This is a genomic window from Pseudomonas entomophila, from assembly GCF_023277925.1.
GTDB lineage: Bacteria > Pseudomonadota > Gammaproteobacteria > Pseudomonadales > Pseudomonadaceae > Aquipseudomonas > Aquipseudomonas entomophila_D.
The window spans coordinates 5,139,328-5,162,480 of sequence record NZ_CP063832.1 but is presented as its reverse complement, the minus strand read 5'-3'; the positions used below and the strand labels follow the sequence as shown (position 1 = coordinate 5,162,480).

Sequence of the window (23,153 nt, the reverse complement as noted above, 5' to 3'; positions counted from 1 at the left end):
TAAGGATCGTCTGATGTCGTACTGCCACCTCCGTATCTAAAGTCGCTTCATGCGACTGAAAACCTACCTGCAACAGATCAACCCACTGTTCTCCAACCCGGAAGCAGCCCGCCACCTGCTTCGCTTGTTAGCGCTGGTGCTGTCGGCGGGCATACTCGGTGGCGCCTACAGCTTTCTGCTGCTCAGCTTCAATACCGACATATCCCAGCGCCGCGGCTACATGAGCAGTGCGATTGCCGAGGCGCACACCTTCTTCACCAACCGTGAAGCCCTGCTGGAAAGCCTGAGCCTCTCGGCCATTACCCGAACGTCACCAAGCGGCATGCACATGACGCAGACGCCCAGCGAGGAAGTGCACCTGCTACTGGGCAACAAGCCCGGCCAGCAATGGAGCCTGTGGCTAAGCCAACGCATGTGCGACTACCTGCGCACCAAGCAGGTCAACCTGCTGTACGTCGGCGCCGGCCCTCAGGCCCAGGCACGCTGGCTGTACAGCACCATTGCGCACACGCACACTCCCTCCACGGCGCTGCTGGAACGCTTGCAAACCGAACAAAAGCGTCTGCCCACCACGGTCAATGAGCTATGGCTGGCCGACAAGGATGAGCAGCACACGCACCTCTACATTTTCCAGCGCCTGGACCAGCGCGACCCAGACTCCGGCTGGCTGGGCCTGGAGATCGACAGCCGTGAAGTTTCCCCGACCCTGGATGACGCGAGCTCGGGCAAGTTCATGATGTACAACGCAGATGGCATGCTGGTCTTCAGCAACAGCTCCGACCAGGCGCTGAGCCAGATGTTGCGAGCCCACCAGGGCAGTGACTTCTTCGGCTTCATCGGCCAGGGGTTGGTACCTGAGTACCTGGTCATCAACAAACCGTTGATGTCGTCGGACTGGCAGCTGGTATATGGGATCGACCTGCTTTCCATCCTATCGGGGCTCTGGGTGCAGTTGCTGGGCGCCCTACTATTCTGCCTGCTCAGCATCAGTCTGATGCTGTTGTTGATCCGCCGCTTCGAGCAACGGTTCATCACCCCGACGGTGCAACGCATACGGGCATTGGTTGAGAGCGAGCTGTTCAACCGTGACGTGATCGAGACCGCACCGGTCGCCCTGTGCGTCCTGCGTCGCAGCGACGGCCAGGTGGTGCTGGAAAATCACCTGGCACAGCAGTGGCTGGGCGAAGCCCGCGTATCACGCAGCGCGGCATGGATTGATCAGGCGTTCGCCGTGCCAAATGTCGCGGGCAGCGATTACTTCGAAACCAGTGATGGCCGGCATCTCTACCTCAGCTGTGCGCCGACCCGCTACAAAGGCGAGGACGTGGCGCTCTGCGTCTTCAGCGATATCAGTGCACGTAAGCAGATCGAAGCTGCGCTGGAAGATGCCCGACGCTCGGCCGACAGTGCCAACGAAGCCAAAACCCAGTTCCTGGCCACGATGAGCCACGAGATCCGCACGCCCCTGTACGGCGTGCTTGGCACCCTGGAGCTGCTGTCACGCACCGCCCTCGATGGGCAACAACGCGATTACCTGCAAGCCATCGAAGGCTCGTCGGCGACACTGCTGCAACTGATCTGCGATGTACTCGACGTGTCGAAGATCGAGGCCGGCCAACTGGCTCTGGAGCACAGCGAGTTCTGCGTCTCGGAGCTGGCCATGGAAGTAATCCAGAGTTACAGCGCTGCGGCCAGGAACAAAGGCTTGCAGCTCTACGCCTGCCTGGATCCGCATTTACCCGAACGTTTGCTCGGCGACGTCAACCGGATCCGCCAGATACTCAACAATCTGCTGAGCAATGCCGTGAAATTCACCGATTGTGGGCGGGTGGTCCTACGAGCCAGGCTGCTCCACCGCGAGGACGAGCGCTCATCCATACTGTGGCAGGTCGCAGACACTGGCAAAGGTATTGCCGAACAGGATCAGGCATCTATCTTCGACCCCTTCTACCAAAGTGGCGGCTATACACAGCTAGTTCCCGGCACGGGCTTGGGGCTCGCCATCTGCCAGCGCCTGACACAATTGATGAATGGCCAACTGCGCCTGGTTAGCGAACTGGGCCTGGGCAGCAGTTTCAGCCTGACCTTGCCACTGGAAGTCGTATCCGCAGGGAGTGCCCCACCCCTCGCCCCCTTTAACCTGCTGGCCGAACGCATCCAGGTGGTCTCTCCAATCCATGAGCTGGCCGAAACCTTCGCAGGCTGGCTGTGCCGCTGGGGCGCGCGCGCGCAAGTCGGTGTGCCGTCCGCCGGTAACCACTCCCCCGCCGAACTACTACTTGAATTGCACCCCGGCAGCTTCGACCAGTGGTTGGTAGCCGACTGGGACGGCCCGCACATCGTGGCGAGTGCATTTGGAAGCTGGGAGGCTCGTGATGATAACGGCCAATGGCAGGTGAACCTCAACGACCTGGGCGCGCTGCATCACGCTATCAGCCAAGCACAAGGCCTGCATCGTGTGCGCAGCGAAAACGCGGCGAGCACAGCCACGCCGGAACCACTAGGGCTGCACGTGCTGGTTGCCGAGGACAATGTCATCAATCAGTTGATCTTGCGCGATCAGCTCGAAGAACTGGGTTGCAGCGTGACCTTGACCTGTAATGGCGACCAGGCCCTGCAGACCTGGCAGCGCGAGCCATTCGACCTGGTGCTGACCGACGTCAACATGCCGATCATGAATGGCTATGAACTTGCCCGTGCCCTGCGCCAGCAAGGTTGCAATCTGCCCATCATCGGTGCCACCGCCAACGCCCTGCGCGGTGAGGAAGCGCTGTGCCTGACCGCCGGCATGGACCGCTGCCTGATCAAACCTTTCAACTTGCTGGCCCTGTTTAACTGCCTGGCCCCGTATAGAGGTAGCCGTCTTGAAGTGCTTTAACATCCTGATCGTCGAAGACCACCCTTTCCAGCATATGTACCTGCAGCACCTGTTCAACGAACTAGGCGCTTTCAGGCTGGATATGGCGCGCGATGGCCAGGAAGCGCTGGAACGCCTGCGTCAACAGGATTTCGACCTGGTGCTGACCGACCTGTTGATGCCGGGCATGGACGGCGTGCAGTTCATCCAGCACCTCACCGGCCTGCCGCACAAACCGGGCCTGGCGATCATGAGCGCCGCCTCGCGGCGCATGCTCATGGCAGCCAGCCTCGTAGCCAAGAACCTCGGCGTAGACGTGCTCGGACTGATCTCCAAGCCAGTCGAGCACGCTGCTTTACGCAGCCTCATCGATCAACTGCAGTTGCGCCAGCAAGCAACCGTGCAAGCCAAGCCGGTCATTTCCGAGTTCAACCGCCAGACCTTGGTGGATGCCCTGAACAATCACGCCTTTCAGGCCTGGTTCCAGCCCAAGAAGTCCTTGCATAATGGCCGTATCGTGGCGGCCGAGGCACTGGTGCGCTGGATGCATCCGGAGCAAGGCGTGCTGTTACCCAGTACCTTCCTGCCAACCCTCAACGCCTTCGGCTTGGAAGAGCGCCTGTTGTGGGTGATGCTCAAGCAAGCCATGGATGCTCAGGCTCGTTGGCGCGAGCAGGGTTATGACATCCCGGTTTCAATCAACCTGCCGACCCATCTGCTCAACAGCCACGACTTGGCCGACCGACTTCTGGAATTCGTTCTGCATCACCAAGGGGTGCCCGGCAAGCTGTGCTTCGAACTGATGGAGTGTTCGGTTCCCAAGGACCTGAGCAACTTCTACGCCGGTGCCTGCCGCCTGCGGATGAAAGGCTTCGGACTGTCTCAGGATGACTTTGGCAAAGGCTATAGCTCATACATGAGCCTCGTATCGACCCCTTTCACGGAACTGAAGATCGATCGGGCGCTGGTGCAGCGCTGCGATGAGAGCGAGAGCCTGTCCTCAGCCCTCGCCAGTATCGTCGCTCTTGGCCGCAAGCTCGGCCTCACCGTGGTCGCCGAAGGCGTCGAGACCCCCCAAGAACTTGAGATGCTGCGCAAGGTCGACTGCAATCAGGCGCAAGGCTTCCTCATCTCCCATGCCGTGTCGGTGGACCAGTTCCAGCGCCTGCTGCGCAGCGACGGCCCACCGTTGGCCTTTTAACTTGTTGTAACTCGCTGTATGGGCTGAGCATCGGAGGTAGTATCCATTTGATATCGACGCCCTCCAGATCTTGCGGATCCCGTTTTTCATGAAAAAGTACAACGTCCTGCTGGACAACCTGGCCCGCAGCTCACTGCGCCTGAACAAAGGCATGATCGCGCTACTGGGGCTGGCCCTACTACTGATTGCTTTCGGCATCTGGTCGCTCCAACGCCTGGTCGACGAACACAACGACACAGTGAACATTCACTTCGCCCGGCTGATGGAGAACATCCGCGAGCAGGAGTACTTCCTCAGGAGTCTTGTGCGGCAAAGCGTCGAAGGCCAGTTGCTTGAGCGCCACCACCCGTTGGATGCAGCGTTGACGCCCTTGCCCGAAGAAGGTCAGGGGATTTTCCAGGGTCAGGCGTTCCCGTATACCCTGCCATTCAGCGTCAAGCTCGACTTTGAGCGGGTCAATAGCAGCGAAATGCCGCGCATCTTCAGCCAGGGCGCAAACCTAGCAGCCTTCTACAGTAGCTTCTGGTCTGCCGCCCATTACCGCTCACCCCAGGTGTTCCTGTTCTCGCCGAACCTGCACTACGATATTGCCGTGCCCGCGGCCGGCCGTGGACGGGGTCAAACAATTAGTGGCAACGAGCCATTCCTGGAGGTGATCGGGCAGGTGGCCACGCGCCTTCCCGAAGAGAGCGCCTGGGCGCAGGATGACGCGGTAATCTGGCGCAGCTACGTCCCCCATCCCAACCATGCATCCCCAGCGCGGTTGCTGGCGTATGCCAGTGTTCCCATGAACTCGACACGCGCGGGCGCTGGCAGGTTCCAAATAGCGTCGCTCGTCGACCTGGCCCAGATCAACGACTTCGAACGAATCATGGCCTGGACCGTGTATGACCGCTTTACCCTGATCACGCCGTCCGGCAGGGTACTCATTGGCGACGCCTTGTCACTAGCTGGCCTGCACGAAGGCTTGAATTTCAAGGCCAATGGCCTGGTGTTCCACCTGTATGAACAGGCAGGCGGCGGGTGGAGCGCGGTTTACACCGTGACCTACCAGCGTTTCTTCCGCTACGCCTTCTGGTCGCTAGTCAGCCTGGCCGTAATCTTCCTCGTCATCTTCGGGCTGGGCCGGTTGGCCATCCGCTGGTACCAGTGGCGGGTCATCATGCCTGCGCGCGCCGCACACGCAACCATCGCCGAGAGCGAGGCCTTCAGCCGTGTGGTCATAGATACCGCACCGACCGGGCTTTGCGTAGTGCGCAACGCCGACCATACCTTGCTGTTGGAAAACCAGTGTGCTCAACAATGGCACGGCACCGGTGAGCTGATCAAAACGCTTGCGCCTCAGTTGAACAACAACTGCAGCGGAGAAGATCACGTGCAAATCGACGGCCGCCATTTCAAAGTCGGCTTCGTCTCGACTCGCTATCAAGGTGAGGACGTCAAGCTGCTTGCCTTCAACGATGTCACTCATCACATCGAAGACGCCCAGGCGCTAGAAGATGCCCGCCGCGCCGCCGACGCGGCTAACCAGGCCAAGACCTTGTTCCTCGCGACCATGAGCCATGAAATCCGCACCCCACTATATGGCGTACTGGGTACACTCGAACTGCTCGGACTGACACAACTGGATAGCCGTCAGCAAGGCTACCTGCATACCATTCAGCGCTCCTCGGCAACCTTGTTTCAGCTGATCAGCGACGTGCTTGATGTGTCCAAAATCGAGTCCGGCCAAATGGCCTTGGAGCCCGTGGCTTTCTGCCCACTGGACATGCTTGAGGACACCCTGCGCACCTACTGCGCTTTTGCCGAGCGCAAAGGCCTGCTGCTTTATGCATGCACCGATGCCCGCCTGCCTGCCCAAGTAGTGGGCGATCCGATACGCATCCGGCAGATTCTCAACAACCTGCTGAGCAACGCCATCAAGTTCACTGACACTGGTCGGGTAGTGCTACGTACTCGCGTACTGGCGATCGAAGCCACCCAGGTCAGCCTGGAATGGCAGGTGACCGACAGCGGTATCGGTATCTCCGAAGCCCAACAGGCCCGGCTCTTTGAGTTGTTCTATCAAGTCATGGATGCCACCAGCGAGGGTGGCGCAGGCCTAGGCCTGCCGATCTGTGGCTGGCTGGCGGACATGATGGGTGGACAAATCAAGGTGGTGAGCGAACCGGGCCTGGGCAGTAGCTTCTCACTCAAGGTCAGCTTGCCATTGGCACAGGGTGTACTAGGCGACTGCCCGTCGCTGGTTCCCGATCCGACCCCGGTGTATGTCCGTGCACCAATACCAGAGCTGGCACAGCATTGCGTCGACTGGCTCCAGCGGCTGGGCATCGCCGCGACCCTGACGATCCCCTCCCAAGAGCAGGACAACGCCCAGGCCCTGGTGGTAGACATGCTCGACTGCACGAACTGCGAACCTTGGCAAGGCCAGCGGATCTGCGCCAGTAGCGACGGGCCCGTGCCCGGCGAATTCAAGAACGACCGCTGGCATGTGAACATGCACGACGTTCGCGCAATTGCCCGGGTCATCGGCCAGGTCCGCAACGGCGACACGACAGAAAACCATGTGATAGCGCAGCAGCAACGCACCGCCCTAGGCCTGCATGTCCTCGTGGCAGAGGATAATCCGATCAACCAGGCGATTCTGAAGGAACAGCTCGAAACGCTGGGCTGCAGCACGGTGGTTGCAGCCAACGGCGAGCAGGCCATGCAACAGTGGCAACCTGGCCTGTTCGATGTGGTGTTGACCGACGTGAACATGCCCTTGATGAACGGCTACGAACTAGCCAGGACACTGCGCCAGCTCGACACAGAGATATCGATCATCGGTGTTACCGCCAATGCGCTACGTGAAGAAGGCCAACGCTGCCTCGAAATGGGTATGAATGCTTGGATGGTCAAGCCGTTGAGCCTGCAGGCACTGCGTACCCACCTAGTGCGACTGTGCCGGCCAGACTCGCTCAGCGTCAATGTCAAAGGCGGTGACGAGCACAAGCCCCTCAGCGCCCCCACGCCCGACGACACCGTGCAGCTATCTGCGGCGATGCGCCCGCTGTTCGTCAGCACCATGCGGGACGACATGAAGCACCTGCTCCAAGCCCTTGAGCAGCGCAACAGCCAGTACCTCGCCGAGCGCTTGCACAGCATTTCAGGCGCACTGGGCGCAGTCCAGGCCCGAGCCCTTGCCGAGCAGTGCTGCGCCCTGGAAAACGCATTGCTCGGCGCGCCGATCGATGCATCCCTGGTCGAGCGCGTGGACGAGGTGTTGGCCAGGTTGTCGGCAATCCTAGCCTCACTCGAATAGAATCCACCTTGACACCGAACACCAATGGAACTCCCCTCCTATTCGCACCGGCTAACGGGTCATCTTTAAATGGAAAAACTCAAGGTCATCATCGCTGACGATCATCCCATCGTGCTGCTCGGCGTGCGCGAACTGGTCGAGCGTGACCCGCGTTTCTGCGTGGTCGGTGAAGCGGTTTGCTCGCAAGGGCTTATCGAGCTGCTCGAACGCCAAGCGGTGGACGTAGTCATTTCCGACTACAACATGCCGGCCGACTCGCCATATGGCGATGGCCTGAAACTGATCGACTACCTCAAGCGCCACTACCCAGCGGTACGCATCCTGGTACTGACCATGATCTCCAACCCACTGATTCTGACACGACTGCATGAACTCGGGGTCGAGGGTGTCATCCAGAAGAACCAATTGCACAGTGAAATAGAAAAAGCCCTTAACGCAATCGCGCGTAATAATACGTACCGTTCACAGGAGCCCACGAGAAACTCGGTCATTACCTGTACTACCGCGATCGATCAACGGGTCGAGAGCCTGTCCCCCAAAGAGTTCGAAATATTGCGCCTGTTCGTCGCCGGGCAAAGTGTGAGTGAAATTGCCCGCAGTCAAAACCGAAGTGCCAAGACCATCAGCGCGCAAAAAATTTCCGCCATGCGTAAACTGGATGTCACCAGCGATCAGGAACTACTGGCCTATTGTCTAGCCGGTAATATGTTCAATTGAACAGGTGGCATCAGGCTATTAAGATTCGTCTGATGTCCCCATAACGCCATGCGACCTATCGTGAGCGTGCATTTTACATGCAGCACTTACTCATAATCGCGTGGACATCTACATGAAAAAGTTTTCCTTGGCCGCATTGACCCTGTCGCTGATCACCGCTTCCGCCGGCGCCTTTGCCGTCGAGCCTGTCGGCCCGGTCAAAGGTGGAAGCGGCAAGATCGCCTTCACCGGCGTCATCAACAATGACGCTTGTTCGGTCGACGGCGCCAATGCCGACCGCGTAATCGCCGTGGACATGGGCACCGTCTCGATCAAGGACATGGGCACCGCCGAAAACCCGGCATCGGGCCGCGTCACTGGCAAGGACTTCAACCTCAACGTGAACTGCAACGTGGGCACCAAGGTGTCCATGGTCTTCGACGCCAACAGCGGCGGTTCGGGCCTGGTGACCGGCAAAAAGGTCCTGGCCCTGACCAAGGGCACCGGTACGGCCGCCAACGTCGGCATCGCCCTGCTCGACCCCGCCGGCAACCTGATCGACCTGAGCTCGGCCGCCACCGCGAAGATCCAGAGCGACGTGCACGGTACCGGCGCAGAAGGCGGGGACGCAACGCTGAGCTTCTCCGCAGCCTACGTGACCACCGGCGCCGCCGGTACCGCCACCGCCGGTCGTGGTGACGCCACCCTGCCGTTCATCCTGCAATACGAGTAATCACCTAGCAGGTGTTCCATGCGCGAGGCCGAACAGGCCTCGCCATTTCTTCATCCCGCAAGGTGCCCCACCATGTTGCCTCGTTCTGTGTGTTCCGTCCTCGGGTTGCTGGGCATGCTCATCGCTGCCCAGGCAACTGCAAGCATTTCCCTGAGCGCCACCCGCGTCGTGTTCGACGGTGCGCATAAAGAAGCAAACGTCACCGTGCGCAACGGCAACCAGGAAGTCCTGGTGCAATCCTGGGTGGATGGCGGCGACAGTGAGCTGGCACAGGTGCCGTTCGCCATTACCCCGCCGCTGGCCAGGGTATTGCCCAAGCAAGAGCAACTGTTGCGCATTCTTTATGAAGGCCAAGGCCTGCCGACCGATCGCGAATCGGTGGTATGGCTGAACGTCCAGGAAATTCCACAAGCCAGTGGCCAGGCCAACACCCTGCAACTAGCCGTGCGCCAGCGTATCAAGATTTTCTACCGCCCAGCCAACTTGCCCGGTAATGCCCTGTTGGCGCCGGAACAATTGGTCTGGCAAATAACCCCGAACGGGGATAAAGCGCAACTGACCGTTAAAAACCCCAGCCTCTATCACGTATCCATGGCCGATATCGAAGTGAAGCTAGGTAAACAAACAATCTTCAACGCCGACTCGACCATGATCGCACCCGGCGCTCAGAAAACCTTCACGTCAGCACTTAAGCCCGCGCAAAGTACGATGACACTGACGTTCAAGAACATTAACGACTATGGCGCCCAACATAAATATTCGGTGCAGCTGAGCACTACCCAGCCGGCAAACGCCAAACCCACAGAAACCACTATCGACTTCTGAAAATCGTCGCGCCCTACCTCGTACCGCCGGTTTGCGTGCGGCCTCCCCGTACCCAGTCCGTCGGACATGAAATAGGTTCCTCGTATGTCTCTGTCCATCGCAGCTCGCCCAATACGCGGCGCCGACGCAGGCGCGCGTGCGTTGAATCGCTGCACACCTCGCCCGATCTGGCAGCGCAACGCCTTGTCGCTGGTCATTTGCGCCGCCCTGCCTGGACTGGCTGCCGCCGACGCCGACACTCAACTGCAGGGTTTCAACACCACCTTCCTGCAGGGCGCACAATCCGCTGTCGACCTGCAACTGCTGCTGTCGGCCAACAGCGTACTGCCGGGCAGCTATCGGGTGGACGTGTACAGCAACGAAGTGCTGGTGGGCCGACGTGACATCGATTTCAACCGCAATGACCAGACCGGGCGCGTTGAGCCGTGCCTGACCCTTGAGCTGCTCGAGCAACTGGGTATCGACATGGACAAGCTCAAGGCACAGGGGCGCCTGGGCACCGAGCAAGCCTGCCATGACCTGCCGACACTCATCGACCAGGCCAGCCTGAGCTACGACTCGAACCGCCTGCGCCTGGCCGCGAGCATCCCGCAGGTCGCCATGAAGCGCGGTCTGCGCGGCTACGTCGACCCGCAACTGTGGGATGCCGGGGTGTCCGCAGCGTTCGTTAACTACCAGTTCAACACCAGCCGCAGCACCAGCGACGACCAGACCCGCACCGCCAACAACCTGAGCCTGCGCAATGGCTTCAACCTGGGCGGATGGCGGCTGCGAAATGAGTCGAACTTCAGCAGCGGCACCGGCCGGCCGGATACGTTCAAGAGCAACCGCAGTTACCTGCAGCACGACGTGACCGCGCTTAAGGGCCAGTTCAGCGCCGGCGAAATATTCACCGACTCCGACCTGTTCGACAGCGTGCGCTACCGGGGCCTGAAACTGGCCTCGGACGAGGGCATGCGTGCCGACAGCGAACGCGGTTATGCCCCAGTGGTGCGCGGCGTGGCACAGACCAGCGCCACGGTCGAGATCCGCCAGAACAACTACGTGCTGTATACCACCAACGTGCCGCCCGGACCGTTCGAGATCAGCGACATCTACCCCAGCGGCTCCAACGGCGACCTCGAAATCACCATCATCGAGGCCGATGGCCGTCGGCGAATCAGCGTGCAGGCGTTCTCCAGCCTGCCGCTGATGGTGCGCAGCGGCCAGGTGAAGTACAGCCTGTCCGCAGGGCGCTACAACAGCAACAGCGAAGGCCTGGCCACGCCGCAGATGCTCAGCACCACGCTGGCCTACGGCCTGTCCAACACCTTGACCGGCGTCATCGGCCTGCAAGCCACCGATGACTACAAGGCGCTGGCCGTAGGCAGCGGCCTGAACACCCTGCTGGGCGCGTTTTCCTTAGATATCACCCATTCCTCAAGCAAAGCCCAGGGCGAGACCACCCAAGGCAACAGCCTGCGGGCGCTGTACGCCAAGACCTTCACCGGCACCGACACCAACTTCACCCTGGCCGCCTACCGCTACTCCACCGAGGGTTTTCGCAGCCTAACCAACCACATCGAGGACCTCAGTACCGACGTGCGCAAGCGCAGCGGCAACTCCAAAACCCGTACCGACCTGACCATCAACCAGAGCCTGGGTCGCAATCGCGAGTTCGGCAGCCTGTACTTGACCGCCATCGATCAGCGCTACTGGAACCGCGGCGGCTCGCAGAGCGTGTCGGCCGGCTACAGCAACAACTGGGGAGATGTGACATACAACATCGACGTCAGCCGAACCAAGGACCTGGGTACCTCCGGGCCATCAAGCGACGATACCCAGTTCAACCTCTCGGTGTCGTTCCCGCTGGGCAGTCGCGTGCGCGCACCGCGTGCGTTCGTCACCACAAGCACGCAGAAGGGTAACGCCACCACCCAAGCGGGCATCAATGGCTACCTGTCTGAAAACAGCGACACTTTCTACTCGGTTCAGGGCGGGCACAGCCGCACCAGCGGCAGCTCCGCCTCGGCCAACCTGAGCACTCGCACCTCGGTGGCCGATATCAGCCTGGGCTACAGCCAAGGACGCGGCTACGACTCGCAGAACCTGAACCTAGCCGGTGCGGTGGTGGCCCACCGTGGCGGCATAAACCTCGGCCAGACCGTAAGCGAGACCTTCGCCTTGGTCGAAGTGCCCGGGGTGAAGGGCGCGAAAGTCAGCAGCTACAGCGGTGTTGAAACCGGGCGCAACGGCTATGCGGTGATCCCCAATGCACAGCCGTACCGGGTCAACTGGATCAGCCTAGACACCCGCGACCTGGGCGGCGACATCGAGATCGACAACGCCACCCAGCAGCTAGTACCGCGCCGCGGCGCCGTGGTGGTTGCCCGCTATACCGGCAAGAGCGGGCGCCGCGTGCAGTTCGAGTTGTTCGACAGTGGCGGCCAACGAATGCCGTTTGGTGCTTCGGTGGAGGATGCCGAGGGCAAACAACTGGCAATTGCCGACCCGAGCGGCAAAGCGTTGGTGCTGGTGGAGCAGGATCAGGGCAACCTGATCATCAACTGGGGCGAGCACCAGTGCACGGCGCCTTACCAGTTGCCAGCGCGCGACAAGGCGTTGAACTATGAACGCCAGCGCCTGGTATGCCAGCCGTGATAGCCAGGTCCATGGCCACAGAAGGGGGTCAAAATCCCTCAGGCCATTGATTACGCAAATGGCACTTGGGTAACCATGGGCCTTTTTCATGCCTGAGCGATTTGCCCCTGGGCCTTTGGCAACGGCCGCCCCAGCAGCCCCCCAACCACCACCGCGAGCACCAGCGCCATCACTCCCGCGACCTGCAACACCGCCGAAAACCCACCAACAAAAGCCTGCTGCGCCAACGGTGCCACCACCCCACGCAACCCCGGCTCCAGCACCCCCAACGCCGCCTGCAAATCCCCCGCCGCCACCCGAGTAGCCATCTCCCCCACCTTATCTAGCGCCTCAGGCGCCACCCCAACCATCGCCTCACGCAGCAGTTGCGCACTCCGCCCCGCCAGAATCCCCCCAAGCACCCCAATCGCCAGCACAATCGCCGTAAACCGCGTGGTAGTACTCAACCCCGAAGCCATCCCCGTCCGCTCACGCGGCACGCACGCCATGATGTTCTTCTGCGTATCCCCATTAAGCAGCCCTGCCCCCGCGCCAAGCACCAGGCTGGCCAGGGCGAAAGCGCCGTACCCACCGTGGCCGACCGCCCAGGCACAGGCCAGGTTACCCATCCCCACCAATAACAACCCCAACGCAAACACCTGCGCCGCGCTCAGCCGCTTGGCGAGGCGCATCCCCACCCGTGGGGTCAGCAACATCGCCAGTGCAAACGGCAACATCCCCGCCCCGGCGGCCAGCGCCGAAAGCTGCAAGCCGTTCTGCAGGTACAGCGGCAGCAAGGTCATCATCACCTGGGCACACGCGGCGTAGGCAAACATCCCCAGTAATGCCCCGATAAACCGCCCGCTGCGCATCAAAGCCAGGTCGATCATCGGCCGCGCCTGGCTGCGCTCGACCATCACGAACACCCCGAACAGGAACGCCGCGATCACCAGTCGTCCGAGGGTAGGCGCACTGTCCCAACCCACGCGGTTGGCGTCGATCAGCGCCCAGATCAGGTACCCCAGGCTGCCGGCGAAGGTCAGGCTGCCGAAGGGATCGAGCCGGGCAGCGGCGGTGTCGCGGGACCCTTCCACGCTACGCAGCACCATCAGCGCCAGCACAGCCACCAATGGCAGGTTGATGTAGAAGATCCAACGCCAACCAAGGGTGCTGGCGATCAGGCCACCGAGCAGCGGCGCAAAGGTGATGGTCGCGCCCATGCAGGCGCCCCAGAAGGCCCAGGCACGCAAGCGCTCCTCGGGCTCGTGGAAGCGATGCCCGATGGCGGCCAGGGCAGCAGTGAGCAACAGCGCCGCACCCACGCCTTTCGCCGCGCGGGCGAGATTGAGCAATAGCAAGTCCGGCGCGGCGCCGCAGGCCAGCGAGGCTGCACCAAACAGCCCCAGCCCGAGCAGCAGCATGCGTCGGCGGCCGAAGCGGTCGGCGAGGCTGCCGGCAGGCAGCAGGCAGGCGGCGAAGGCGAGTAGGTAGGCGCTGACCACCCATTCGATGTCGGCGAACGAGCCGGACAGGTCGCGGGCGATGCTCGGCAGGCTGACGGCGACGATGTTGGTGTCGAGGATGATCAGGGCGCACACGGCCGAAGCGGTGAACAGGGTAAAACGCGCCGAGGCGCTGGTGGTGGGCATGGCAAGGCTCCGCTGGATGGCTGGTCTGCGTGGGCGGTGTGCAGCCTTTCGCCGGCAAGCCGGCGCCTACGGGTTTTGCATAGGGGCGGCTTTGCGGTCACGATGCCAGCCTTGTAGTGTTGTCCTCACCTTACCGCTGCCGGGCGCCGGGCTTGTTAGCTGGCGCGTTCGGCGTCATTAGCCGCAGGCTAACGAGGCCCCATGGAGATCCGTCACTTTCGCTACTTCCTCGCCGTGGCCCAGCACGGCCATTTCACCCGTGCTGCCGAGCAGTTGGGGATCGCCCCGCCGACGCTGACGCGGCAGATCCAGGACATGGAGGCCGAGTTGGGGGTGCTGCTGTTCCAGCGCAGCCAGCGTGAGGTGCAACTGACGGCGGCCGGGGAGGCTTTGCGTGTGGAGGCCGAGCACGCGGTGCGGCAGTTCGATGCCGCACAGCTGGGCGCGCGGCGCGCCGGGCGGGGTGAGAGTGGGCGGATCGAGCTGGGCTATGTGGCCTCCGCGGCTTACTCGGGCATCCTGCAGCAGCAGGTGAGCCAGTTCGCCGAGGGCTACCCCGAGGTGTGCCTGAACATGCGTGAAGTGCCGATGCTCGCGCTACCGGCCTTGGTTGACGAGGGGCAGCTCGACCTCGCCTACCTGCGCTCGCCAATGGCGCTGCCGGACACACTAAGTGCCATCGCCCTGCACGAGGAGGGCTTCGTGCTGGCGTTGCCGGCCAGCTCACGGCTCAACGAGTTGAAGACGATTCACGCCGCGCGCCTGGCTGACGAAACCTTCATCCTGCCGGAGCAGATCTCCGGCACCCTGGCGATCGCCCAACTGGGCGGCTTCGCGCCGCGCCTGGGGCCGCAGCCGGGCAGCCTGGTGGCGGTGCTCACCCTGGTGTCGCTGGGCCAGGGCGTGGCGGTGGTGCCGGCGTCGGTGGTGCAGCGCATCAGCCTGCCGCAGGTCAACTACCGGCAGATCGCCGACAGCCAGGCGAGTTCGTGGTTGAGCCTGGTGCATCGGCGCTTCGAGAAGTCGCCGGCGGTGATGCGCTACATCGAGGGCGTGCGCCGAGGCGCCGAATGACTCCAGCAAGCCGCTCGTTTGAGGCCTCACCGGGCATGCCCAGGCGGCATTCTGCTGTCGGGGCGAGGGGCACCCTGCAAAAGCCCTGGCGGCTCAACAATCCGCTTTCTGCCTGACCGGTAGCTGAACGCGAAACGTCGTCCCCACGCCCACCTGGCTCGCCACCGTGATGTCGCCACCGTGCTTCTTCACGATGCCGTAGGACAGCGACAGGCCCAGCCCGGTGCCTTGCCCCACGGGCTTGGTGGTGAAAAAAGGATCGAAGATCTTCTGCAGGTTCTCCGGGGCTATCCCCATGCCCGTGTCCGTTACCTCGACCCATACCTGGTCGCCTTGCTGGGCGGTGGTCAACGTGATGGTGCCGCGCGCCGGCCCCATGGCCTGCGCGGCGTTGAGCACCAGGTTCATGATGACCTGGTTGATCTGCGACGGCAGGCACTCGATCTCGGGCAACGGTTGGTACTGCTTGATGACATCGGCCTTGTACTTGAGCTCGCTGGCGACGATGTTCAGCGTCGAGTCGATCCCTTGCTGCAGGTTGGCCCACTGCCACTGTTGCGTGCTGTCGACCCGTGAAAAGTCCTTCAGGTCCTTGACGATCTGGCTCACCCTGCCGATCCCGTCCTTGGTTTCGCTGATCAGCACGGGAATGTCTTCGCTGAGAAAGCCCAGTTCGGTCTGCTCGCGCAAGCGTTGCAGTTGCTGCGCGAGCGCGCCGTTGCCCAACGCCGGCTCGGCCTCGCGATAGGCGTCGAGCAGGGTCAACAGCTGCTTGAAATACCCCTCCAATGTGCCGAGGTTGGAGGACACGAAGCCGATGGGGTTGTTGATCTCGTGGGCCACGCCGGCCGCCATCTGCCCCAGCGAGGCGAGCTTTTCCGATTGCACCAGCTGGCTTTCCAGCTGTTTGCGTTCGTCGATTTCCCGTTGCAGGGCTTCGCCAGCCTGCCTGAGCTCGTGGGTGCGCTGCTCCACCCGTTGCTCGAGCTGGTGCATCTGCAACGAGGCGCGCTGGGTCATCTCCCATTTGGTCAGCAGGGTGCTTGCCATCTGCTGCACTTCGATGTTGTCGAAGGGCTTTTTCAGGATCAGCAGGCGGTCGTGGGCTTGCAGCCGATCGAGCAACTCGTCCCAGGAGTAGTCGGAATAGGCAGTACACACCACCACCTGCAAGTGGGGGTCGTGCTGCCACAACTGCTCGATGGTTTTCGCCCCGTCCCAGCCGTCGGGCATGCGCATGTCGACGAACGCCAACGCATACGGTTGGCGCGCCTGCAAACCGCGTATCAGCATGCCCAGGCCTTCCTCGCCGCCGTAAGCCGACGCGAGTTCGAAAACCGGCCGTTGCGCCTTGGCCTGCTCGCCGAACAGGAGGGCTTCCATCTCGTCCAACGCCTCCGTTTGCGTGTTGGCCGAGGCCAGGATCTTGTGAAAATCCTCGTGGATCGACGGCATGTCGTCGATCAGCAGGATACGGCGGTTGGACAAGTCGCTCATGCATCCTCCATGACCGCGACCAGCGGGATCTGCAGGGTGAATAGCGCGCCCCTGCCGGGGCCGTCGCTATGGACGGTAAGGTGGCCATGCATTTCGATGGCGGCCAAGGCGCAACTGTGCAGGCCGAAGCCATGGCCTTCCTTGCGGGTGGTGAAGCCGTGGGCAAAGATCTTCTGCAGGTTCTCCGGGGCGATGCCCTCGCCTTCATCCCTGACGCTCACTTGCAAAAATGCCCCCTCCACCACCCGTGTGCCCAGGGTCATGGTCCGTTGGCGGTTGCCAGGGCCGGACATGGCATATTTGGCGTTGCTGATCAGGTTGATCAGGATCAGCAACAGGCGATGCCGGTCGCCCATGACCTGGGGTACCGGCCCGAAGTCGCGCACCACCGTCACGTGATGGCGGGTCAGCGCCCCCGTGTTCATGCGCAGGGCATCCTCGATGAGTTCATGGATGAACAGCGGTTCGGGCAGGCTCTTGGCACCGGCGTAGGATTGCTGGGTCGCCACCACCTCCTTGATGTGGTCGACACTCTTGTTCATCCGCTCCAGCTCCACGGCCATGTCGCGCTGCTCCTGGGCAATGGCGTCGGCCAGCTGGTTGAGGTAGCCGGGCAACAACCTGCCCTTCGCGTCCTCGGTGAGAAACTGCCCAAGGTCGTCGGGGTGTGCGTTGATCAGCTGCATGGCCTTGCCCAGCCCTTGGGTCTTGCTGCTGCGCAGGGTGCGGGCAATCAGGTCCGACGAGGTGTTCACGCTGTTGAGCACATTGCCGACGTTGTGCAGGACATTGGTGGCGATTTCCGCCATGCCGGATTGACGCGCGGCATTGAGCAGCTCGCTCTGGGCATCCTTGAGCTCGCGGGTGCGCGCCTCGACCCGCTGCTCCAATACGTCGTTGCTCGCCTGCAACGCGTTGTTCACCCGCCTCACCTCGGCAAAGCTGCGGAACAACAGCACCGCCAGGCCCACCACCGAGCACATCAGCAGCACCGAAAGCAACAGCGTGTAGAAGTGGTACCGGCGGTCATTCTGCTCGACCTGCTGCTGATCCTGATCCAGCAGGCGGCTGAGGTCGTCCAGCCGCTCGGCGACGGGTATCGCCTCGATCTGCTCCAGCAGGCGGTTGACGATCGGTTGCTCGCGCAGGATCAAGGCGACGTGGTTGCTCAAGAGCTTGACCGGAGTCTGGAAATTCTCCGGCAAGCCTTGCCCGTTGACCGCCAGCAACCCCAGCCCCACGTCGATTTCAGCGGCCCTGTCCACGGAGGTCACCTGGGCGAACTCCAAGGCGCTGAGCAACAGGTCGTAGGTATCGGTCGCGAATGCGTGCACTTCCGGTCGATGGGGGTCGGAAACCTTGCCCAGCTGGGCCTGGATACTGTCTTCCGCGGCAGGCAGGAACGCCAGGGAGTTACGCAGCAAGGCATTGTGCGATTTGAATTGTTCGACCAGCCGAGCCTTCTGCCCCAAGGCTTCAAGGAAACCATTGCGGGCATCGGTCCATTGCTGCGATGGGTTGTGCCAATGTTCGAATTCGAGGCTGTCGAAGCGCGCCCAGAGGCGATTCATCGTTTTGAGCGGTGTGACCAGCGGATCGTAGTTACTCGCGATGACCACCCGGGCCTTGAGCACTTCGGCTTCCCACAGGGCATCCTGTTGCTTGAGTTGGCGTATCAGGTCGCGCGTTTCATTGTAGACCTGGGTCTGCTCCGCTCCGGACTTCAAATACAGGAAGGCCAGCATCGAGGCGAACGCAAGCACCGCGCCGCTGAGCAACAGAAAACTGCCACGCCGGGAGCGCCTCATCATGGCTGCCCTGCCTGTTCACCGGTGAGGGTCTTGAGGAAGAGCACGATCAATGTCCGGTCTTCCTCGCTCGGCTCGCGCCCCAGCTGATACTTGAACATCACATCGACGGCCGCCTCGAGGGTGGCTGCCGAGCCATCATGGAAATACGGCGCGGTCATTGCCACATTACGCAGGCTCGGCACCTTGAACACCCCACGGTCCGCTTCGTCGCCAGTGACGTTGAAACGCCCCTGGTCCGCCTCGGTCGGGTTGCCGCGGGCGGCGATGTAGTCTTCGAACACGCCGAACTTCTGGAACATGTTGCCGCCGATGTTCACGCCCTGGTGGCAGGAAATGCAGCCATAGTCCTTGAACCGTTGGTAACCGTATTTCTCCTGCAGGCTAAGGATGCCGGTATTGCCCAACAGGTACTGGTCGAAGCGCGCGCCATGGGTGAGCAGGGTCCGCTCGTAGTCGGCCAGGGCAGCGAGGATGTTGGCCTTGGTCACGGCATCCGGGTAGGCGGCGGCGAACTGCTGGGCCAAGGCGCCGTCGCCCTGGATGCGCTTGACGATGAAGCGCCAGTCCCCGCCCATTTCATGGGCACTGGTGACGACCGCGTTGCCCTGTTCCTCCAGCGACTCGACCCGCCCGTCCCAGAACTGGCGGAAGTTGAGGCTGGCGTTGAGTACCGTCGGTGTATTGACCGCCAGCGGCAGCCCATCGACCCCCGGCGAGAAAGCACGGTCGTCGGCGCCGTACTTGTCGGGCCGATGACAACTGGCGCAGGACAGCTTGTTGTCGAGCGACAACCGGGGGTCATTGAACAATTGGCGGCCCAGCTCGACACGCTTGGGGTCCAGCCTGGGGGTATCCGGCAGGGGTTTGAGCGGCTCGTTCAACGGCTCGGCCGCTGCGCCGATGGCCAGGCCCAGCAGCATGAGCAGGCACAGGCAGCGCCAGGACACGTGCAGGTGGCGCCTGAGGGAAATGTACCGACAGATCCTTTGTACGATCATGTGGGAGATTCCTTTACCCCGGGTCGGACAATGCTGCGGCGCGTGGGCCGCCACGTCCCTTCAGGTTAGTTGCGATAGCGGCGCTTTGCCTATGGCGCGCGGCCGCTGCCCGGCTGATCGTGTCGCAAAAAAATGATCTAGCCTTTCGCCTGGAGATACGCCATTCGCGAGTGAGCGATGCCCGGGCGTATGGACAGTCCGCGTGAGGCCAGCCATGGAAGAGCAAGCAACGCCCGTCACAGTGCAGCGCCCAACGATATTGCTCGTCGACGACGAGGAACCGATTCTCAACAGCCTGCGCCGGTTGTTGCGCGGCCAGCCGTATGACGTGCTGCTGGCCAGCGGAGGCGAACAGGCCCTGGCACTCATGGCCCTTCACCCGGTGGACCTGGTGATGAGCGACGCGCGCATGCCCTCGATGGATGGCGCCACCTTGCTGGCGCATGTGCATCAACGCTACCCGGCGGCCGTCAGGATCATGCTGACCGGCTACGCCGACCCGGGCACCATCATCAAGGCGGTGAACGAAGGGCGTATCCATCGCTACATCAGCAAGCCCTGGAACGACGACGAAATGCTGCTGATGTTGCGTCAGGCGCTGGAGCACCAGCATTCGGAACGGGAGCGTCAGCGCCTGGAGGCCCTGACGCGCAAGCAGAATGCGCAACTGAAGCTGCTGAACATAAACCTCGAAAAACGCGTGAAGGCCCGCACCGCCGAGTTGCAACAGACCGCCGACATGCTCGACCTGGCCTACGATGAGCTCAAGCACAGTTATGTCACCGGCACCGAGGTGTTCTCGATGCTGGCCAACCTGCGCCTGCCGCCGGCCAAGCAGACCAACCGGCAGATCATCGAGCTGGTGCGCCACTACTGCCAGGTGCACGGCATGGACGAAACCACCAGCCGCGACCTGGCCATGGCTGCCGCGCTCTACAACATCGGCAAGCTGAGCTGGCCCGACAGCATGGTCATCGCCCCCGCGGACCTGCTGACGCACACGGACCGCGAGCGCTACCGCGACTACCCGCGCCAGAGCGAGGCGCTGCTGATGACCCTGGACCCACTGAAGGATGCCGCCCGCCTGATCCTGCATCACCAGGAGCACTGGGATGGCAGTGGTTTCCCGGACCGCCTCAAAGGCGAAGCCATCCCGTTTGGCGCACGGCTGCTCAAGCTGGCGGTGGATTTCACCGAACTGCAGCGCGGCCTAATTCTCGAACGGCAACTGAACAGTGACGAAGCGCTGCTTTATCTGCAAAAGTACGCCGGGCGCGTGTATGACCCTGGCCTGCTGGAGGATTTCGTCCAGGTCTGCGCGGCGATCCTCAGTGACATCACGCTGATGGACCCGCTGGTGCGGATGTGCTCCACCCACGAACTCGTGGCGGGCATGGTGCTGGCGCGCAACCTCAGCGCCGAGAACGGGATGTTGCTGCTCAATGCCGGCAAGGTGCTGAACGGGCCATTGGTGGAGAAACTGATCGCCTTTGAAGCGATGGAACATGGTGCGTATCGCATTTTTGTCAGAGTCCCGCCGGAGTGCGACCAGGCGCCTGTGGTTCCAGGCGCCGCGCAATGCTGAACAGGTTGCGCGGCCAGTGCCGGGTGGCGGCCGCGCGGGCTCCCTCACGTCGGAGAGTCCCAAAGTGCACAACGCAGGAAGCGAGCAACACCCTTCGCCGCGCCGGCAACGTGGCGCGGTCGTCTGGCTTACCGGCCTTTCCGGCGCGGGTAAGTCGTCATTGGCCGAGGGCCTGGCGCGGCAGCTCACCGAGCGCGGGCATGCCTGCTATGTGCTCGATGGCGATGTGCTGCGCACGGGCCTGAACGCCGACCTTGGCTTTTCGCCACAAGACCGTCACGAGAACATCCGCCGCACGGGCGAGGTGGCGGCGCTGTTCGCCGATGCCGGGCTGATCTGCATCGCGGCGTTGATCTCGCCGTACCGCGAGGGCCGCGCCGCCGCGCGCCGGGCCTGTGGGGTGGGTTTTCATGAGGTGCATGTGAAGGCGGACCTGGCCGTTTGCGAGGCGCGTGATCCCAAGGGGTTGTATCGGCGGGCACGGGCGGGTGCGTTGCCGGGGTTTACCGGGATCGATGCGCCGTATGAGGCGCCGCAAGGGCCGGAGTTGGTGGTGGAGACCGGGCGGGTGGCGTTGCCAGTGGCGGTGGGGCAGTTGCTGGCGTATGTGTTGGCCGCTGTGAGGTGATGGGGTTTTAGCAGGTGGCCGGCGGGGTCCTGTAGGAGCGGCTTCAGCCGCGATGCAAACAACGCGGTGTCCGGCACCCGCTTCGCGGGTGATCGCGGCTAAAGCCGCTCCTACAGAGGCTTGTGTTGGTTTGCCTTTCCGGTTCAGGAACCGGGGGTGATGTCGCCGCGTTGCCAGCGCGCTTCGTTGTTGCCCAGGGCTTGGGCGATGTCAGTCAGCTCGTTGGACGGCAGGCTTTGCGGCAGCGGGTCGAGGCCGGCGCTGGCGAACACCTGGCCATAGCTGTTGCGCAGCTCGGCGTAGGCCAGGTCGCGGCGCAGGTCGGCTTGCAGCGCGTTCAGCTCACCCTGGATCAGCTCCAGCTCACCGATACCTTGCGCCTGGTGGCGGTTGCGCAACTGCTCGACGATCTGCTCGTCCAGCGCCACCAGTTGCTGGCTGGTGGCGAACTGGCGGCGGGCTTCGTTGTAGTTGGCGTTGGCCACGTACAGTTGCGCCAGGATGGCCATCGACATGGCCTGGCGGCGCGCCTCGACCACTTGCTCGCCGGCCTTGGCCACGTCGATGGAGGCCGGGCCCGAGAGTACGTTGAACAGGTTCCAGGTCACCTTCACGCCGTAGTCGGCCCAGTGCTGGTTGATCAGGAAGCTGTTGCTGTCGTAGTGCCCGCCCGCCGAGAACTCCAGGCCCGGCAGCATGCGCAGCATCGACTTGCGCACTTCGGCGGCGCTGATGCGCGCTTGATAGTCCTGCTCGCGCAGCTCGGGGCGGGTGGCCAGGGCGTGCTGCTCCAGCGTCTCCAACCCCACCTTGAGCTCCGGCACGCTGTAGTCGTCGGTGGCGGCCAGGGTCAGTTCGGTGCCCGGCGGCAGGTTGATCAGCGCGCCCAGCTCGGTCTTGGCCAGGGACAGGGCGCGGCGTTGTTCTTCCAGCTGGCGGGTGGCTTCGATCAGCGCGCGCTGGTAGCTGAGCGCCTGGATCGGGTCGCCGATGCGCTGGTCGCCCAGGCGCTGGCTGTTGTCGCGGGCCTGCTCGACCCGGGCCATCAGGGTGTCGATCTGCTTGAGCAGGCGTTCGGCGGCCACCGCGCGCCAGTAGGCCGAGCGCACGTCCTGGATGATGGTCTGCACCACCTTGCGCCGACGCTCCTGGACGATCAGGCGCTGGTCGCCCTGCTGCTTGGCGCTGACGTAGCTGACACCGAAGTCGAGCACGTTCCACACCATGGTCAGGTCGGCGACGTCGCGGTCGCGGTCCTGGGAGGTCGAGGGTTCCAGGGACTGGGTGTTGGTCAGCACGCTGCGGCTGCTCGAGGCGCTGACGTTGCTGCGCCCGGCGTAACCGGCCGACAGCGCCATGCGTGGCAACATGTCGAAGGTGGCCAGGTCCACCTGGCGCTGGGCAAGGGCTTCCTCCATGACCTTCAGGCGTGCCTCCAGGTTGTACTTCACCGCCCGGGCCATGGCCTGGTGCAGGGTCAGCGGGCCTTGCAGCGCCTCCTGGCCCTTGAACATGTTGGCCAGGTCCGCCCTTGCCCGCTGTTCGCTGACGCTGCGGTCGATGGGCTGGGTCTTGACCGCGCACCCCGTCACTGCCAGCGCCAGCATGCTTACCGCGAATATCCTCGATGCTTTGCTCATCCCTGTCCGCCCCCTTGGTACGGCACTGCTTTTCTT

General features: G+C 62.6%; 15 protein-coding genes. 10 read left to right on the top strand and 5 right to left on the bottom strand.

The window, feature by feature from the left end; translation table 11 throughout:
- The first annotated feature begins 49 nt into the window (after positions 1–49).
- From IM733_RS22890 to IM733_RS22860, 7 genes are all read left to right on the top strand, one after another.
- Positions 50–2,878, top strand: coding sequence for an ATP-binding protein (locus tag IM733_RS22890; protein ID WP_248918598.1), 2,829 nt, complete (start codon positions 50–52; stop codon positions 2,876–2,878).
- Positions 2,865–4,058: an EAL domain-containing response regulator gene (locus IM733_RS22885; RefSeq protein WP_248918597.1), complete on the top strand. Its 1,194-nt coding sequence runs from the start codon at positions 2,865–2,867 to the stop codon at positions 4,056–4,058. The genes IM733_RS22890 and IM733_RS22885 overlap by 14 nt, the downstream gene beginning before the upstream one ends.
- Positions 4,059–4,146: 88 nt before the next feature.
- Complete coding sequence (locus IM733_RS22880) at positions 4,147–7,362, top strand: hybrid sensor histidine kinase/response regulator (protein WP_248918596.1); 3,216 nt, start codon at positions 4,147–4,149, stop codon at positions 7,360–7,362.
- A 69-nt stretch (positions 7,363–7,431) separates the two neighbouring features.
- A complete protein-coding gene (locus IM733_RS22875; protein ID WP_248918595.1) occupies positions 7,432–8,079 on the top strand; it encodes a response regulator in 648 nt (215 codons plus the stop codon).
- Positions 8,080–8,191: 112 nt separating this feature from the next.
- Complete coding sequence (locus IM733_RS22870; RefSeq protein ID WP_248918594.1) at positions 8,192–8,791, top strand: fimbrial protein; 600 nt, start codon at positions 8,192–8,194, stop codon at positions 8,789–8,791.
- A 72-nt stretch (positions 8,792–8,863) separates the two neighbouring features.
- Entirely contained in the window at positions 8,864–9,616 is a 753-nt protein-coding gene (locus IM733_RS22865; protein ID WP_248921223.1) for a fimbrial biogenesis chaperone, read from the top strand.
- A gap of 84 nt (positions 9,617–9,700) precedes the next feature.
- Positions 9,701–12,256 carry a fimbria/pilus outer membrane usher protein gene (locus IM733_RS22860; RefSeq protein ID WP_248918593.1) on the top strand — a complete coding sequence of 852 codons (2,556 nt, stop codon included), beginning with the start codon at positions 9,701–9,703 and terminating at the stop codon, positions 12,254–12,256.
- Between the two features lie 86 nt (positions 12,257–12,342).
- Here the strand turns inward: IM733_RS22860 and IM733_RS22855 are convergent, their stop codons facing one another.
- Complete coding sequence (locus IM733_RS22855; RefSeq protein WP_248918592.1) at positions 12,343–13,884, bottom strand: MFS transporter; 1,542 nt, start codon at positions 13,882–13,884, stop codon at positions 12,343–12,345.
- A 201-nt stretch (positions 13,885–14,085) separates the two neighbouring features.
- Between IM733_RS22855 and IM733_RS22850 the strand changes: the two genes are divergently transcribed.
- Positions 14,086–14,958, top strand: coding sequence for a LysR family transcriptional regulator (locus tag IM733_RS22850; RefSeq protein WP_248918591.1), 873 nt, complete (start codon positions 14,086–14,088; stop codon positions 14,956–14,958).
- Between the two features lie 93 nt (positions 14,959–15,051).
- Here the strand turns inward: IM733_RS22850 and IM733_RS22845 are convergent, their stop codons facing one another.
- From IM733_RS22845 to IM733_RS22835, 3 genes are read right to left on the bottom strand one after another with little or no spacing between them, the layout of a single operon-like run.
- Positions 15,052–16,455, bottom strand: coding sequence for an ATP-binding protein (locus IM733_RS22845; protein ID WP_248918590.1), 1,404 nt, complete (start codon positions 16,453–16,455; stop codon positions 15,052–15,054).
- Positions 16,452–18,266, bottom strand: a complete 1,815-nt coding sequence (locus IM733_RS22840; protein ID WP_248918589.1) for a DAHL domain-containing protein — start codon at positions 18,264–18,266, stop codon at positions 16,452–16,454. Before IM733_RS22840 ends, IM733_RS22845 begins: the two co-directional genes overlap by 4 nt.
- On the bottom strand, positions 18,263–19,264 hold the full coding sequence (locus tag IM733_RS22835; RefSeq protein ID WP_248918588.1) for a cytochrome-c peroxidase: 1,002 nt from the start codon (positions 19,262–19,264) through the stop codon (positions 18,263–18,265). The genes IM733_RS22840 and IM733_RS22835 overlap by 4 nt, the downstream gene beginning before the upstream one ends.
- A 214-nt stretch (positions 19,265–19,478) precedes the next feature.
- On the opposite strand from IM733_RS22835, the gene IM733_RS22830 reads away from it, so the two are divergent.
- Entirely contained in the window at positions 19,479–20,849 is a 1,371-nt protein-coding gene (locus IM733_RS22830) for an HD domain-containing phosphohydrolase (RefSeq protein WP_248918587.1), read from the top strand.
- A 64-nt stretch (positions 20,850–20,913) separates the two neighbouring features.
- Positions 20,914–21,477 carry an adenylyl-sulfate kinase gene (gene cysC, locus IM733_RS22825; protein ID WP_248918586.1) on the top strand — a complete coding sequence of 188 codons (564 nt, stop codon included), beginning with the start codon at positions 20,914–20,916 and terminating at the stop codon, positions 21,475–21,477.
- Positions 21,478–21,620: 143 nt separating this feature from the next.
- On the opposite strand, the gene IM733_RS22820 is transcribed toward cysC, so the two are convergent.
- Entirely contained in the window at positions 21,621–23,117 is a 1,497-nt protein-coding gene (locus IM733_RS22820; protein ID WP_248918585.1) for a TolC family protein, read from the bottom strand.
- Positions 23,118–23,153: the final 36 nt, after the last annotated feature.